The sequence below is a fragment of the Nonomuraea sp. NPDC048881 genome, assembly GCF_040649795.1.
GTDB lineage: Bacteria > Actinomycetota > Actinomycetes > Streptosporangiales > Streptosporangiaceae > Nonomuraea.
Window position 1 is genome coordinate 73,789 of sequence record NZ_JBEZGC010000016.1, and the last position, 12,714, is coordinate 86,502.

The 12,714-nt window shown below is 73.4% G+C and carries 15 protein-coding genes; 10 read left to right on the top strand and 5 right to left on the bottom strand.

Going from position 1 to position 12,714, the window contains the following annotated elements:
- Positions 1-729 carry a ThuA domain-containing protein gene (locus AB0C33_RS39315; protein ID WP_358297502.1) on the bottom strand — a complete coding sequence of 243 codons (729 nt, stop codon included), beginning with the start codon at positions 727-729 and terminating at the stop codon, positions 1-3.
- 145 nt (positions 730-874) lie between these two features.
- Here AB0C33_RS39315 and AB0C33_RS39320 point away from each other — a divergent pair, with 145 nt between their 5' ends.
- Positions 875-1,945 carry a hypothetical protein gene (locus tag AB0C33_RS39320; protein WP_358297505.1) on the top strand — a complete coding sequence of 357 codons (1,071 nt, stop codon included), beginning with the start codon at positions 875-877 and terminating at the stop codon, positions 1,943-1,945.
- On the opposite strand, the gene AB0C33_RS39325 is transcribed toward AB0C33_RS39320, so the two are convergent.
- Positions 1,885-2,490 carry a helix-turn-helix domain-containing protein gene (locus AB0C33_RS39325; protein WP_358297507.1) on the bottom strand — a complete coding sequence of 202 codons (606 nt, stop codon included), beginning with the start codon at positions 2,488-2,490 and terminating at the stop codon, positions 1,885-1,887. The genes AB0C33_RS39320 and AB0C33_RS39325 overlap by 61 nt on opposite strands.
- A gap of 115 nt (positions 2,491-2,605) precedes the next feature.
- On the opposite strand from AB0C33_RS39325, the gene manA reads away from it, so the two are divergent.
- Both manA and AB0C33_RS39335 read left to right on the top strand, forming a co-directional pair.
- The gene (gene manA / locus AB0C33_RS39330; protein WP_358297510.1) at positions 2,606-3,775 is read left to right on the top strand and encodes a mannose-6-phosphate isomerase, class I; all 1,170 of its coding nucleotides are present in this window, start codon (positions 2,606-2,608) and stop codon (positions 3,773-3,775) included.
- 59 nt (positions 3,776-3,834) lie between these two features.
- On the top strand, positions 3,835-4,449 hold the full coding sequence (locus AB0C33_RS39335) for a flavin reductase family protein (RefSeq protein ID WP_358297513.1): 615 nt from the start codon (positions 3,835-3,837) through the stop codon (positions 4,447-4,449).
- Positions 4,450-4,462: 13 nt separating this feature from the next.
- Here the strand turns inward: AB0C33_RS39335 and AB0C33_RS39340 are convergent, their stop codons facing one another.
- A complete protein-coding gene (locus AB0C33_RS39340; protein ID WP_358297516.1) occupies positions 4,463-5,146 on the bottom strand; it encodes a hypothetical protein in 684 nt (227 codons plus the stop codon).
- Positions 5,147-5,403: 257 nt separating this feature from the next.
- On the opposite strand from AB0C33_RS39340, the gene AB0C33_RS39345 reads away from it, so the two are divergent.
- From AB0C33_RS39345 to AB0C33_RS39360, 4 genes are all read left to right on the top strand, one after another.
- Positions 5,404-5,913, top strand: coding sequence for a GNAT family N-acetyltransferase (locus tag AB0C33_RS39345; protein ID WP_358297519.1), 510 nt, complete (start codon positions 5,404-5,406; stop codon positions 5,911-5,913).
- Between the two features lie 172 nt (positions 5,914-6,085).
- Positions 6,086-6,982 (top strand): alpha/beta hydrolase, encoded by an 897-nt coding sequence (locus AB0C33_RS39350; protein ID WP_352363708.1) that lies wholly within the window; start codon positions 6,086-6,088, stop codon positions 6,980-6,982.
- Between the two features lie 25 nt (positions 6,983-7,007).
- Complete coding sequence (locus AB0C33_RS39355) at positions 7,008-7,469, top strand: nuclear transport factor 2 family protein (RefSeq protein WP_352328301.1); 462 nt, start codon at positions 7,008-7,010, stop codon at positions 7,467-7,469.
- A gap of 113 nt (positions 7,470-7,582) precedes the next feature.
- Complete coding sequence (locus AB0C33_RS39360; RefSeq protein WP_358297522.1) at positions 7,583-8,668, top strand: hypothetical protein; 1,086 nt, start codon at positions 7,583-7,585, stop codon at positions 8,666-8,668.
- A 51-nt stretch (positions 8,669-8,719) separates the two neighbouring features.
- Here AB0C33_RS39360 and AB0C33_RS39365 read toward each other — a convergent pair whose 3' ends face one another.
- The gene (locus tag AB0C33_RS39365) at positions 8,720-9,970 is read right to left on the bottom strand and encodes an MFS transporter (RefSeq protein ID WP_358297524.1); all 1,251 of its coding nucleotides are present in this window, start codon (positions 9,968-9,970) and stop codon (positions 8,720-8,722) included.
- Positions 9,967-10,347: a MerR family transcriptional regulator gene (locus AB0C33_RS39370; RefSeq protein ID WP_352330857.1), complete on the bottom strand. Its 381-nt coding sequence runs from the start codon at positions 10,345-10,347 to the stop codon at positions 9,967-9,969. Before AB0C33_RS39370 ends, AB0C33_RS39365 begins: the two co-directional genes overlap by 4 nt.
- A gap of 284 nt (positions 10,348-10,631) precedes the next feature.
- Between AB0C33_RS39370 and AB0C33_RS39375 the strand changes: the two genes are divergently transcribed.
- From AB0C33_RS39375 to AB0C33_RS39385, 3 genes are read left to right on the top strand one after another with little or no spacing between them, the layout of a single operon-like run.
- Positions 10,632-10,877: a hypothetical protein gene (locus tag AB0C33_RS39375; RefSeq protein WP_358297527.1), complete on the top strand. Its 246-nt coding sequence runs from the start codon at positions 10,632-10,634 to the stop codon at positions 10,875-10,877.
- Positions 10,874-11,182: a Nif11 family protein gene (locus AB0C33_RS39380; protein WP_358297530.1), complete on the top strand. Its 309-nt coding sequence runs from the start codon at positions 10,874-10,876 to the stop codon at positions 11,180-11,182. The genes AB0C33_RS39375 and AB0C33_RS39380 overlap by 4 nt, the downstream gene beginning before the upstream one ends.
- Positions 11,179-12,708 carry a GMC family oxidoreductase N-terminal domain-containing protein gene (locus AB0C33_RS39385; RefSeq protein WP_358297533.1) on the top strand — a complete coding sequence of 510 codons (1,530 nt, stop codon included), beginning with the start codon at positions 11,179-11,181 and terminating at the stop codon, positions 12,706-12,708. The genes AB0C33_RS39380 and AB0C33_RS39385 overlap by 4 nt, the downstream gene beginning before the upstream one ends.
- Positions 12,709-12,714: the final 6 nt, after the last annotated feature.

Consider the following 12,714-nt stretch of genomic DNA (forward strand, 5'->3'; position numbering starts at 1 on the left):
TCACCAGTCGCCGGCCTCGACGCGGGTGTTGCGCAGCGGTTCGCCCGCGCCCCCGGCGGGCGCGGCCCACAACACCGCGTTGGCCAGGATCCGCCGCACGCCCGGCTGGTGGAAGACCGGGTAGTTCTGGTCGCCGGGGCTGAAGTAGAAGACGCGTCCCTTGCCGCGCCGGTAGCAGCAGCCGCTGCGGAACACCTCGCCCCCGGAGAAGGAGCTGACGAACACCAGCTCGTCGGGCGCCGGGACGCCGAACGGCTCGCCGTAGGTCTCCTGCTCGGGGATGACCAGCGGCTGGGGCACGCCCGCGGCGATCGGGTGGGCCGGCTCCACCGTCCAGACCAGCTCGCGGTCGGCGCTGTCGCGCCAGTTGACCGTGCAGGTGGTGCCCATGAGGGCGCGGAAGACCTTGGAGTAGTGGCCCGAGTGCAGCACCAGCAGGCCCATCCCGGCCCAGACGCGCTCGCACACCCGCGCCACGACCTCGTCGTCCACCTCCTCGTGCGCCGCGTGCCCCCACCAGGTGAGCACGTCGGTGCCGGCCAGCGTCGCGGCGTCGAGGCCGTGCTCGGGGTCCTGCAACGTCGCGGTGCGCACGCGCACCCGCTCCCCCAGGTGCTCGCGCAGGCCGCCGGCGACCGCGCCGTGCATGCCCTCGGGGTAGCGGCGGCGCACCTCCTCCTCCTGCTGCTCGTGTACGTTCTCGCCCCAGACGGTCACGTTGATGCTCACGCGCGATGTTCTCCCTCCGGACCTGCCGCACCTGCCGTCCGGTCCTTACCCGCCCGCCCGCCGGTTCCGCCTCCGATGGGCGGGCGGAAAATGTCTCGCGGGAGGAAGGACGGTTTGGGTAGGTTCGCCAGTGACCATGGAAGTCATGCGAAGCCGCGCGCCCGACGGCCCTCCTGTCGAGATCGCCTGCGACGAGTCCGGCGCGGAGGGCGAGAAGCTCGTCGGCGGCAACACCGACGTGTTCGCCCACGCCGGCGTCTCCCTCGACGTGGCCGCCGCGGCCGACTGCGTGCGCGAGCTGCGCCTCAGGGCGCCCTCACCGGTCACCGAGTTCAAGGCCGAGCACGTGCTGCGCGAGAAGAACCGGGCCACCCTGGTCTGGCTGCTCGGCCCGTCGGGCCCCATCCTCGGACGGGCCTGCGTGCACCTGACCGACAAGGCGTACTTCGCCGTCAGCAAGGTGACCGACCTGCTCGCCGGCCACCACTCCAGCCTCGGCCTCGACCGGCACGAACGCTCGGCCGCCCTGGCGGCCACCCTCTACCAGGAGGGCCGCCACGCCTTCGGCCCCGCCCGCTGGACGGCCTTCCTCGACGCCTTCAACCACCTGCTGCGCGCCAGGAACGGCCGCGGCCCCGAGATCTCCGCCGAGTCGGCCTTCGCGCTGGTCGCCGACCTGCGCACCACCCCCGGCCCGGCCGGCGAGATCATGGACGAGCTGTGGGCCGCCCGGCCGCTCGTGGACGCCTTCACCACCCGCCTGCTCGACGCCCCGCACGTCTTCCCCGCGCTCGACCCGCTGATCCCGGCCATCGCGCACGCGGTCGCCCACTGGGGCGCGGGCGGCCGGCCCGTCTCGGTGGTGCACGACCGGCAGACGACGCTGACCGAGGAGCGCATCGAGCGGCTGCGGCTGCTGCTGGCCCGCCCGGACGGCCCCGCCGGCCCGTTGGTGCTGACCAGCCTGACGCTGGTCGCCTCGCACCTGGACCCCCGCGTCCAGGTGGCCGACATCGTCGCCGGAGTGGCGCGCAAGATCGCCTCCGAGGAGCTCAACGGCCGCGGCGACCCCGAGCTGACCGGCCTGCTCCGCCCGTACGTGGACCTCGCGTCGGTCTGGCCGGACGAGCGCAGCCGGGCCGCGCTGATCGCGGGTCAGCCGAGCCAGGCGCGCGCCTCGGCGGCGGCCTCCGGGTCGAGCACCGGCTGGGAGTAGACCTCGATCAGCGTGCGCATCAGCAGGCGCTCGCCCTCCGGCGTGGACAGGTCGGCGCCCATGCCGCGGCAGACGTGCGGGTACAGGACCGTGACCGACAGCGCCATCGCGGCCATCACCGCCGCCCGCGCCCGCGGCGGCACGTCGGGCGGATCGGCGCGGTCCTGGTCGGCGGCGGCCAGCCAGCGCTCGCCGAGCCGGGTCATCTCGTCGAACAGCGGCGCGGCCCAGCCCTCGGTCAGCGCCCGCGCCAGATAGGCGCGGTAGGGGCCGAGCGCGGCCACCGGGTTGAAGCCGGCCGGCGGACGGCCGGCGGCCTCGGCGTTGAGCCGGCGCACCGTCTTCATCAGGTGCTCGTCGCACGCCTCGCGCAGCGCCTGCTTGGAGCCGAAGTGGTGGCGGACCAGGCCGAGCGAGACCCCCGCCGACTCGGCGATGTCGCGGATCGTGGCCCGCTCGAACCCGTGCTCGCCGATGTGCCGGATCGCCGCGTCGCGGATGCGGGCCCGCGCGGTGAGGTCCTCAGGGTCCTGGACGGTTGTCATCACACCACCGATTCGTACAGCGGACTGTTCACCGGACAAGCATCCTATACCGGCGTACAGCCCCGCCCGGCCCCGGTCGCGCGGGAGGGGCCGCCGGCGACTACGCTCCTGCCCTGTGCCGACGTTCGAACTGCCCCTGCGCCTGGACACCACGATCCGGCCCTACGACTGGGGTTCCGTCACCGCCATGCCCGAGCTGTTCGGCACCGAGCCGACCGGCCGCCCGCAGGCCGAGCTCTGGATGGGCGCCCATCCCGCCGACCCGTCGATCGCCGGCGGCGTGCCCCTCGACCGGCTCATCGCGGGCGACCCCGTCGCCGCCCTCGGCGCGCCGGCGGTCGCGAGGTTCGGGCCCGCGCTGCCGTACCTGCTGAAGGTGCTCGCGGTCGCGCGGCCGCTGTCGCTCCAGGTCCACCCCACGATCGCGCAGGCCGAGGCCGGGTTCGCCGCCGAGGAGGCGCGCGGCGTGCCGATCGGCGACCCGGCCCGCACCTACAAGGACCGCTCGCACAAGCCGGAGATGGTCTGCGCGGTCACGCCCTTCCACGGGCTGTGCGGCTTCCGCTCCCCCGTCGTCACCGCCGGGCTGCTCGCCCGGCTCGGCGTGCCGGGCCTGCAGCCCTGGATCGACGCGCTCGCCGTCCGGCCCGCCGGGCAGGCCCTGCGCGCGGTCTTCGCGCAGATGCTGGACGAGGCCTCCGCGCCGCTGCGCGCCCAGGTCGAGGACGCCCTCGCCGCCGGCTCCGACCCGGACCTGGCCCCGTACGCCGACATCGCCGCGGCCTGCCCCGGCGACCCCGGAGTCGTGGCCGCCCTGCTGCTCAACCACGTCGACCTGCGGCCCGGCCAGGCTCTCTACCTCGGCGCCGGCGTGCCGCACGCGTACCTGGGCGGCGTCGGCGTGGAGATCATGGCCAGCTCCGACAACGTCCTGCGCTGCGGGCTGACCACCAAGCACGTCGACGCGCCCGAGCTGATGCGGGTGGTCGACTTCACGCCCGCCGAGCCGCACCTGGTCGAGCCCGAGCGCCCGGCCGACGGGGAGCGGCGCTACGTCCCGCCGGCCCCCGAGTTCGCCCTCACGCGTTACGACCTGGGCGAGGCCGCCTCCTTCGAGCTGCCTGCCGGGCTGCCCCGGATCGTGTTGTGCCTGGAGGGCGAGGCCCGTCTCGGCGAGCTGACGCTGCGGCCGGGCGAGTCGGCGTTCGTCCCGGCCGTCGCGGGCGCGAGCCTGTCCGGCAAGGGCGTGGCGTACGCGGCCCAGCCAGGCGCCTTTACGATGTAGATCAGCACGACGGGGACATTTCGGCCTGTGGTTGAACGTCGTCTTCCTAGGCTCCTGCCATGAACACGGCAACCCTCGGCCACGTCGCCATCGAACCCAGCATCCTCTACTTCGGCACCCCGGTCGTGCTGCTGAGCACGGAGAACCCCGACGGCACGGCCAACCTGGCCCCGATGTCGTCGGCCTGGGCGCTCGGCCGGACCGTCGTGCTCGGCCTCGGCGCCGACGGGCAGAGCGCGCGCAACCTGGCCGAGCGGCCCGAACTGGTCGTCAACCTGCCGGCCCCGCACCTGTGGCCGCAGGTGGAACGGCTCGCGCCGCTCACCGGCCGCGACCCCGTGCCCGACACCAAGGCGGCCGGCTGCCGCTTCGAGCCCGACAAGTTCGGCGCGGCGGGCCTGCGCCCCGAGCCCTCGCAGACCGTACGGCCGCCGCGCGTGGCCGAGTGCCCTCTCCAGCTGGAGGCGGCCGCGGCGCGGATCACGCCGAACGAGTCCGAGGACTTCGTCATCGTCGAGGCCGTCGTGCGCAGGGTGCACGCCGACCCGCGGATCGTGATCCCCGGCACCCAGCACGTGGACCCGTCCGCGTGGAGCCCGCTGCTGTACAACTTCCGCCACTACTTCGGCCTCGGCCCGGAGCTCGGCCACTCCTACCGGTCGCAGACGGCCTGAGCGCCGCGGCGGGTCAGCCGGCCCCCGAGGCGCACCCGGCGTACGACCCGACCGCCGACGAGACGGACGACTGGGCCGAGGCCAGCGCAGAGGGCTCCTCCAGCCCGCGCGGCGGCGGCGTGGGACGGTCGGCCGCCACGGTCAGCACGAGCGGCCCGAACCGGCGCCACCACCCGTGCGCCACCCCGCGCCCGCCCGCGCGCACGGTCAGCCCGCTCCACCCGTCGCGGGGCCGCCCGCAGCCCAGCGACACCTCCAGCGCCCGGTGCTCGGCGCGGCGCAGCACCTGCGCCGCGCTCTCCTTGGCCGACCACAGCAGGCTGCCCAGCAGCGGGTCGTCGCCGGCGATCCGCTGCTCCTGGCGGGTGAACCGGTCGGCGACGAACCCCGGGCCGCGCGGCTCGACCAGTTGCAGGTCACAGCCGACGGCCCCCGGCTCCAGGCCGAGCAGGCACACCGCCCATCCGGCGCGGCTGGTGATCGAGATGCCCACCGGCAGCGGGCGGCCGTCCCGCCACGCCTGCGCCGCGCCGTCGGGACGGCGCCGCACGTCGGGGTCGCCGGCGGGGCCGGGGCAGACCAGGTGCAGCGCCTGACTGACGGTCCAGCGGGCGAGCGGGTGCTCGGCGGGCCGCCCGTCGCCCGTCCGGCCCTCCCCCGCCGGGAGTTGCCCCTCCCCGCGAGCCAGCCACCTCATCGAGCCTCCATTCCGCGCTCCCGCGCTACGGATGACCTCCGGCCGCGGCACGGCGGCCGGGATCGTGTGATCGACCGACCCGGCCGCCACGCCCGGACGGCCGTCTCGCGCAGCTTCTCCGCCCGCACCTCCTCGAACGTCTCGAACGCCTCGCGCGGCGGCGGACGCGCCGAGCGCCGCCCCGCGTGCGTGCATACCCGTACGTGCCCGCGCTCCGCCGCCGGACACCCGCGGGACCTCTCGACTAGTGTGATCTTGTGACCGGAATTTTCACAGTGTTCCCAGCCTCGCCGGGCGACGGTGAGACGCTGGGAGAGATCCACGCCGAATCCTGGAAGGCCGCCTACGCCGGCTTCTTCTCCCCCGACTTCTTCGACCAGGCGGTGCGTCACCGGCGCGGCAAATGGCACGACGTGCTCGCCGAGACCCCGGCGGGCCTGGTGCTGGCCGCGCTCGACGGGCGCCGGCTGGCCTTCGCCCACTTCGGGCCCTCGCCGTCCCGGGCGGGCGCGGCGGAGCTCCTCGGCTTCTACGGCCATCCCGACGGCTGGGGCACGGGCGTGGCCGCCGCCCTGATGACCGACACCCTGCGCCGCATCCGCGACGAGGGCTTCACCCGGGTGCACCTGTGGGCGCTGCGCGACACGCCGCGGGCCCGCCGGTTCTACGCCAAGAGCGGCTTCACCGAGTCCGGCGCGGCCCGCACCCACGACTACGGCGACGGCAACCCCGTCGAGCAGGTCGAGTACGAGCTGTCCTTCCTCTGACCGCAGCCTCCTTCCCACGCGTGCCGACTTGACAGAGTTCCCCGGCGTATTTCGCGGTGAATACCCCGGCGCGGGCTCTTTCGTTGACCGTCTCCATGGCCCATGGCAACCATTCTTGAGTATGGCCAAGCGGGCACGAGAAACGGTCGAGTGATCGCGTGAGAGGAATGGCATGAGCGCGAATGCTTTGTACGCCGGTCGAGACTGGAAACTCGACCACGACAAGCGAGTCAAGGTCAGCAACGCGGAACTTCGTTACACCGTCGTGGGGCGCGGCGAGCCCGTCCTGTGCATCCACTGCACCTCCATTTCGGACGGTCTCATCACGCCGCTCCTGAAGTACAACCCGGAGCTGCTGGACAAGTACCAGTTCATCAGCTATTACCGCGCCGGTTACAACGGCAGCACGCTGGAGAAGGACAGCCTCAGCATCGAGGAGGGCGCCGAGCACGCCAAGCAGCTCCTCGACCACCTCGGCATCGACAAGGCGCACGTCATGTCGTACTCCTTCGGCGGGGTGATCGGCTTCCAGTTCATGCTCTCCTACCCCGAGCGCACGCACTCGGCGGTGCTGCTGGAGCCGTACCTGCCGCGTGAGGGCGCCGAGGCCGAGAAGGCCAACAACGACGCCGTGATGACGGCCATCGAGCTGGTGCAGAAGGGCGACAAGCTCACCGCCGCCTGCGACTTCATGGCCGCCGTCTGCGGCCCGAGCTACCTCGGCTCCGTGGACATGACCTGCCCCCTCGACGTGTGGGAGCGGGTCGAGGAGTGCGCGGACGTCACGTTCAAGGTCGACTTCCCGGCGCTGGGCGGCTGGGGCTTCCGCATGTCCAAGGCCGACCAGCTCGTGCCGGACAAGCCGCGGATGCCGGTGCTGGCCGTGATGGGCCTGGACAGCGAGGCGGCCATGCCCGGCTTCCGCGAGGCGCAGCACTTCCTCATGAACTGGCTGCCCCAGGCCGAGCGCTGCGGCATCGTCGGCGCCACCCACGGCCTGCAGATCATGAACCCGAGAGCGGTCGGCGAAGGCGTCTCGGCCTTCCTCGCCAAGCACCCGATGCAGTAGCACCCGAGGCAGTGAGAGGAGAGCGATGTCGGATCTGACGGCTGAGCGACTGGCGGCGGCACATCAGGCGCTGCGGTCCGGCGACCGCGAGCGCGCGCTGGAGTACTGGCACCCCGACGTGCGGTTCCAGTCCCCCGGCAACCACCCGTACGCCGGCTGGCACGACGGCCTGGACGCCTTCATGGGCTTCATCAAGACCTGGCAGCGGCTGGCCGGCGGCACCCTGCGCATGGAGCAGATCGCCTGCCTGGTCAACCCGGTGGACGGCTACACCATCGACGTCAACCGGTGCACCGCCGTGCGCAAGCGCACCGGCTCGGACGGCACCTCCTTCTACGAGCACCTGCAGATGGAGGGGGTGGACCTGATGCGGTGGGAGAACGGCCGCATCGTGGAGGGCCGCGGCGGCATCTTCGGCGACGGGACCGCCAACTTCAGCTCGTTCTTCGGCCCGATCGGCCCCGACGGGCGCAGATCCGACGACTGAGCGGGCGATCCCCGGCGGGCCGGTCGGTACCGGCCCGCTTTCTCGTGCCCGGGGCCCGTCCCGGCCCTCCTTCGTGCCCCTTTTTCCGCAGGAACGCGCCCACAGGAGAAGACATGACCCGTTTCCGTGGCGTCCTCCGCGCCTCCGCCGCCGCCCTGGCCGTCACCGCCGCGCTGGCGGCGGCGACGCCGGCCCAGGCGCTCCTGGCGCCGTCCTTCCGGGCCGTGGACCCGCCCGGCGACCCCACCACCCTCTGGAACGTCGACGTGCTGGACGCCTCCCACGCCTACGCCGTCGGCTGGCGCGGCTACGACGGCTCGCCGGACACCTCCGTGCTGCGCTGGGACGGCTCGTCCTGGAGCAGGCTGCCGCTCACCGCCGGGTACGACGTGCCGAGCCCGTGCTGCGTCGCGGCCGTCGCGCCGGACCAGGTGTACGTCACCGGCAGCAGGACCATCGCCGACGTCTCCTGGCCGCGCTCGGCGTACTGGAACGGCTCGGCCTGGTCGGAGATCCCGCCCCCGCCCGGCTGGACGCCCCCGCTGCCCGGCGACGAGTGGACCGGCCCGATCGCCGCCACCAAGGACGGCTCGCTCTGGTCGATCAGGTTCAAGAACACCTCCGGCACCGACATCCTGCGCCTGCGCCAGGGCTCCTGGACGGTCTACCCGCGCACCGAGAACCTGGGCCTGCTGCGCGCCGTGGACGGCGGCGACCAGATCGTCTTCGCCGCCGAGAACGGCGTCGTCCTGTGGGACGGCACGGCCATGCGCTCGCTGGGCAGGCCGGGCGTCAGCCCCCGGGGCGTGTACGTCGAGGGCCCCGGCCGGATCTGGATCAGCGGCTACCAGCCCCGTCCCAACCGGCCCGCCACCCCGGCGATCGCCCGCTACGACGGCGCCCGCTGGACCGTCTCGGCGCTGCCCGGCGACCCGGGCAACGGCTCGGCGAGCATCAGCGGCGACGGCGAGGGCCACCTGGTCATCCCGACCGGCGGCGGCACCACCTCGCCCGCCTACCTGTACTTCGACGGCGCCTCCTGGACCCGGGTCAGCGGCCCGGCCCGCCCGTCGGCCGGATACGCGGGCGCGTACGCGGTGGACCGCGTGCCCGGCACGTCCACGATCCTGTCGGTGGGCGGCGCCAACGTGACCAACCTGACCGGGTTCGCGATCAGTGAGCTGATCAGCCCCCGCTGAGCGGGCGGCGCGGACCCCGTGAGCGGGGAGGGGCGGCAGGCCCCTCCCCGCTCACGCGCGCCCGCGGGCCGCGCCGCCGGCGCGGATCGCCGCGAGGAGCGTGCCGGCCAGCAGCAGCGCCGAGGTGACCGTCAGGACCACGCCCAGCCGGTGCAGCCCCTCGTCGGTGGCGCGCTCGCCGTAGGTCACGCTGATGAGCAGCGCCGAGCAGATGGCCCCGGCGTACTGCGAGGTGCGCAGCAGGCCGGCGGCCATGCCGATCAGGGCGGGCGGCGCCTGGGCGTACATGGCGGCCTGGTTGCCGACGATGTTGAGCCCGTTCTGCACCCCGAAGACCATGCTGAGCAGGCACAACGACAGGATGGACGCGCCGCCGTCGAGCGCCGGCAGCCAGGCGCAGCCCGCCAGCAGGGCCGCGGCGCCGGCCGGCAGCATCCAGCGCGCCCAGCCGGACGCGCCGTCGGCCCGCGCGGCCAGCCCCGAGACCACCGCGCCCACGGCCGAGGTGGGCATCAGCAGCAGCCCGGCGACCGCCGCCGTCAGCCCCCTGCCCTGCTCCAGCCACTGCGTCCAGCCGTACAGGAAGCCGTAGGTGGCCATGAAGGTCACCGCGTTGCGCAGGTAGGTGACCAGCAGCGGCCGGTTGCCGGCCAGGTCGCGCAGGCTGCCGCCGCCGCCCGCGCCGGAACGCTCGTACGGCTCGTCGCGCGGCAGCCACAGCAGCGCCGAGACCACCCCGGCCACGGCCATCGGCAGGTTGACCAGGAAGATCCAGCGCCAGCCGCCGAGCGCGTCGAGCAGCCCGCCGAGCGGCGGCCCGAGCACCATGCTGACCTGCCCGGCCATGGCCAGCGCGCCCATCACCGAGGCGGGCGCGGCGCCGCCGGACCGCTGCGACCTGCGGCGGACCATGCTCATGGCGGCCGGGTAGGCGGCCGAGGTGCCGAGGCCGATCACCACGCGGGCGGCCACGAGCAGGCCGAGGGTCGGCGCCCAGTAGCCGAGCAGGCCGCCGGCCGCGACCGTGACCAGCCCGGCCAGGTAGACGCGGCGCGGGCCGAGCCGGTCGGCCAGCCGGCCCAGCACCGGCTGGCCGATGGCGGTGGCCAGGTACAGGGCCGACACCAGCCAGGAGGTGGCATCGGCGCCCACGCCGAAGTGGTGGGCGATGGGCACGAGCGCGATGGCGATGATCGAGGAGTTGATCGGGTTGAGCAGCGAGCCGACCGAGACCGCCGTGACGAAGCGGGGGCCGAAGGCGGCCTGGCCGGGCTCGCTGTCCGGCCGCGGCGGCGCGGTCACAGCTGGTACTTCTCCTCTAGCTTCTCGTAGATGTCGATCTTGTAGTCGATGGCGGCCAGGTCGTCCTTGAGCTGGTCGATGCGCTTGGCCACCTCCTCGCGGTGGGTGAGCAGGATCTGCTTGCGCTCGGCGGTGGTGCTCTCGCCGGCGCGGACCAGCTCGGCGTAGCGGCGGACGTCGGCGATGGACATCCCGGTGCCGCGCAGCCTGGTCAGGAAGCGGATCCAGGCCAGATCACGTTCGGTGTAGCGGCGGTGCCCGTTACCGCCGCGCGGCGGCGTCTCCCGCATCAGGCCGGCTTTCTCGTAATAGCGCAGCGCGTGGGCGCTGAGGCCGGTCTCGGCTGCGACTTCCGCGATCGTCAGGCTCTGACTCATACCGATCATTGTCGCCCTTCGAGCGCGATCCAAGTCAAGTGCATTCGCCGGAATTCCGGTGAATGCGGGTTCGGACTTGACGGAATGGGACCGGCTACCTCCATACCGCCCGGTCACCGCGGGGCGGCGCGTTGACGCGTTTTCCGGCAGCTGAACATGATTCATCCGTAGCGCCGGACGAAATGGTGGTGCCAATGGCGAAGAGCGAATTCGTGAGATTCCTCGGCGACCTCCGGGAGAATCCGCAAAGACGCGCTGAGTATAGCGCGAGAAATCTCAGTCAATTGTTGTTCCACGCCTCCGACGAGGGCTTCAGGTTCACCGCCGAGGAGCTGGTGTCGGTGGTCGGGGCCCTGGAGATCGAGGTCATCGTCGCCAAGGACGGCGAGTCCGTCGACGGCGGCAGCACGCTCTGGCGGCACATGTGGGGCAGGCGTTACCTGGACTACCTGCTCGATCACGTGGTGGCCAGGTTCGGCGAGCAGGAGCTGCGCGGGTTCGCGACCGACGAGAGGCGGCCGGTGGCATGAGCGGGACGAATCTGATCGCGTTCCTGCGCCTGGCGGGCTCGCGCGCCGACGTGCTGGAGTCGCTGAAGGCCAAGAGCAAGGCGGAGGTCGTCGCCGCCGCGGCCGAGCACGGGCTGCCGTTCTCCGAGGCCGACTTCAACGGCGTGGTGTGGGAGCTGGAGGAGCGCCTGGCCGACCTGCGCGGCGACGCCTTCGACGCCACCTTCCCGCTCTGGCGGACGATGTGGGGCCAGCACTACCTGGAGTTCCTGGTCGGCGACCTGCTGCCCGCGCTGGAGCGGGCCCGGCTGCTGGAGCCGTCGTGAGCGCCTACGACTACATCGTGGTGGGCGCGGGCAGCGCCGGCTGCGTCCTGGCCAGGCGGCTGCTGGACGCGCTGGGCTGCCGGGTGCTGCTGCTGGAGGCCGGCGGCCCGGACGACGCCGAGTGCGTGCACCGGACCGACGTCCCGTCGATGACGTCGATGTGGGGCTCGCCGGAGTTCGTGTGGGACTACGCCAGCACCCCGCAGCGGGAGCTGGGCGGCCGCGTCGTGCCCATCCCGCAGGGCCGCGTGACGGGCGGCGGCAGCTCGGTCAACGCCATGATGTACGTGCGGGGCAACCGCCGCGACTTCGACGGCTGGGCCGCGCTGGGCAACGACGGCTGGTCCTACGACGAGGTGCTGCCCTACTTCAGGCGCTCGGAGGACTACCCGGGCGGCTCGCCGGAGTACCGGGGCGGCGGCGGCCCGCTGAAGGTCGTGGACTACGGCTCGCCGTCGGACGCCTCGCGCGCCTTCGTCCGGGCGGCGATCGCCCGCGGCCGCGCCGACGGCACGGGCGACTACAACGGCCCCCGGCAGGAGGGTCTGGCCTTCTTCTACCAGTCCACCCGGGACAAGGACGGCCGCCGCTCCAGCACGTCGGAGGCGTTCCTGAGGCCGGTGTTCGGCGAGCCGAACCTCACGCTGGAGACCGGCGCCGTGGTCACCCGCCTCACCGTCGAGGGCGGCCGGGCCACGGGCGCGGAGTACGTCAAGGACGGCCGTGCGCACCGGGCCACGGCCGCGCAGGAGGTCGTCGTGGCCTGCGGCGCGCTGGGCTCGCCGGCGCTGCTGCTGCGCTCGGGCCTCGGCCCGGCCGCGCACCTGCGCGAGCACGGCGTCGAGGTGGTCGCCGACCTGCCGGGCGTGGGCCGCAACCTGCAGGACCACGTGCTGTTCGGCATCGGCTACGAGAGCCTGCGCGAGCTGCCCTTCCCCGAGCTGCTGGCCGAGGCGGGGCTGTTCACCAACATCCTGGGCGGCGACGGGCCGGACCTGCAGTTCTTCTTCGGCCCGGTGCAGTTCATCGACGACCGGTACAGGACGGACGGCCCGGGGTTCACCTTCGCGCCGATCCTGCTGCAGCCGCAGAGCAGGGGCGAGGTGCGGCTGCGCCCAGGCGACCCGCTGCGTCCCCTCGTCGACCCGCACTACCTGGAGGCCGCCGCGGATCTGCGGCTGCTGACCGAGGCCGTCGTCCTGGCCAGGGAGCTGGTCTCGGACGCGGCCTTCGACTCCCTGCGCGGGCGGGAGCTGGCCCCCGGGCCCGGCGTGACGAGCCGGGCCGCCCTGGCCGAGTACGTGCGGGCCAGCGCCTCGACCGTGTGGCACCCGGCCGGCACCTGCCGGATGGGCCGCGACGACGAGGCGGTCGTCGGGCCCGACCTGCGGGTCCGCGGCGTGGACGGGCTGCGCGTGGCCGACGCCTCGGTCATGCCGGTCATCACCCGGGGCAACACCAACGCGGCCACGATCATGATCGCCGAGAAGGCCGCCGACCTGGTCGCCGCATCGGCGCGGAGGTGAGCTGAG

Excerpts from the sequence above, each read along its gene's own strand:
- AB0C33_RS39340 (WP_358297516.1), bottom strand. The coding sequence starts at position 5,146 with ATGAGGTGGCTGGCTCGCGGGGAGGGGCAACTCCCGGCGGGGGAGGGC.
- AB0C33_RS39380 (WP_358297530.1), top strand. The coding sequence starts at position 10,874 with ATGAGCGGGACGAATCTGATCGCGTTCCTGCGCCTGGCGGGCTCGCGC.
- AB0C33_RS39350 (WP_352363708.1), top strand. The coding sequence starts at position 6,086 with ATGAGCGCGAATGCTTTGTACGCCGGTCGAGACTGGAAACTCGACCAC.
- AB0C33_RS39355 (WP_352328301.1), top strand. The coding sequence starts at position 7,008 with ATGTCGGATCTGACGGCTGAGCGACTGGCGGCGGCACATCAGGCGCTG.
- AB0C33_RS39335 (WP_358297513.1), top strand. The coding sequence starts at position 3,835 with ATGAACACGGCAACCCTCGGCCACGTCGCCATCGAACCCAGCATCCTC.
- AB0C33_RS39370 (WP_352330857.1), bottom strand. The coding sequence starts at position 10,347 with ATGAGTCAGAGCCTGACGATCGCGGAAGTCGCAGCCGAGACCGGCCTC.
- AB0C33_RS39360 (WP_358297522.1), top strand. The coding sequence starts at position 7,583 with ATGACCCGTTTCCGTGGCGTCCTCCGCGCCTCCGCCGCCGCCCTGGCC.
- AB0C33_RS39325 (WP_358297507.1), bottom strand. The coding sequence starts at position 2,490 with ATGACAACCGTCCAGGACCCTGAGGACCTCACCGCGCGGGCCCGCATC.
- AB0C33_RS39320 (WP_358297505.1), top strand. The coding sequence starts at position 875 with ATGCGAAGCCGCGCGCCCGACGGCCCTCCTGTCGAGATCGCCTGCGAC.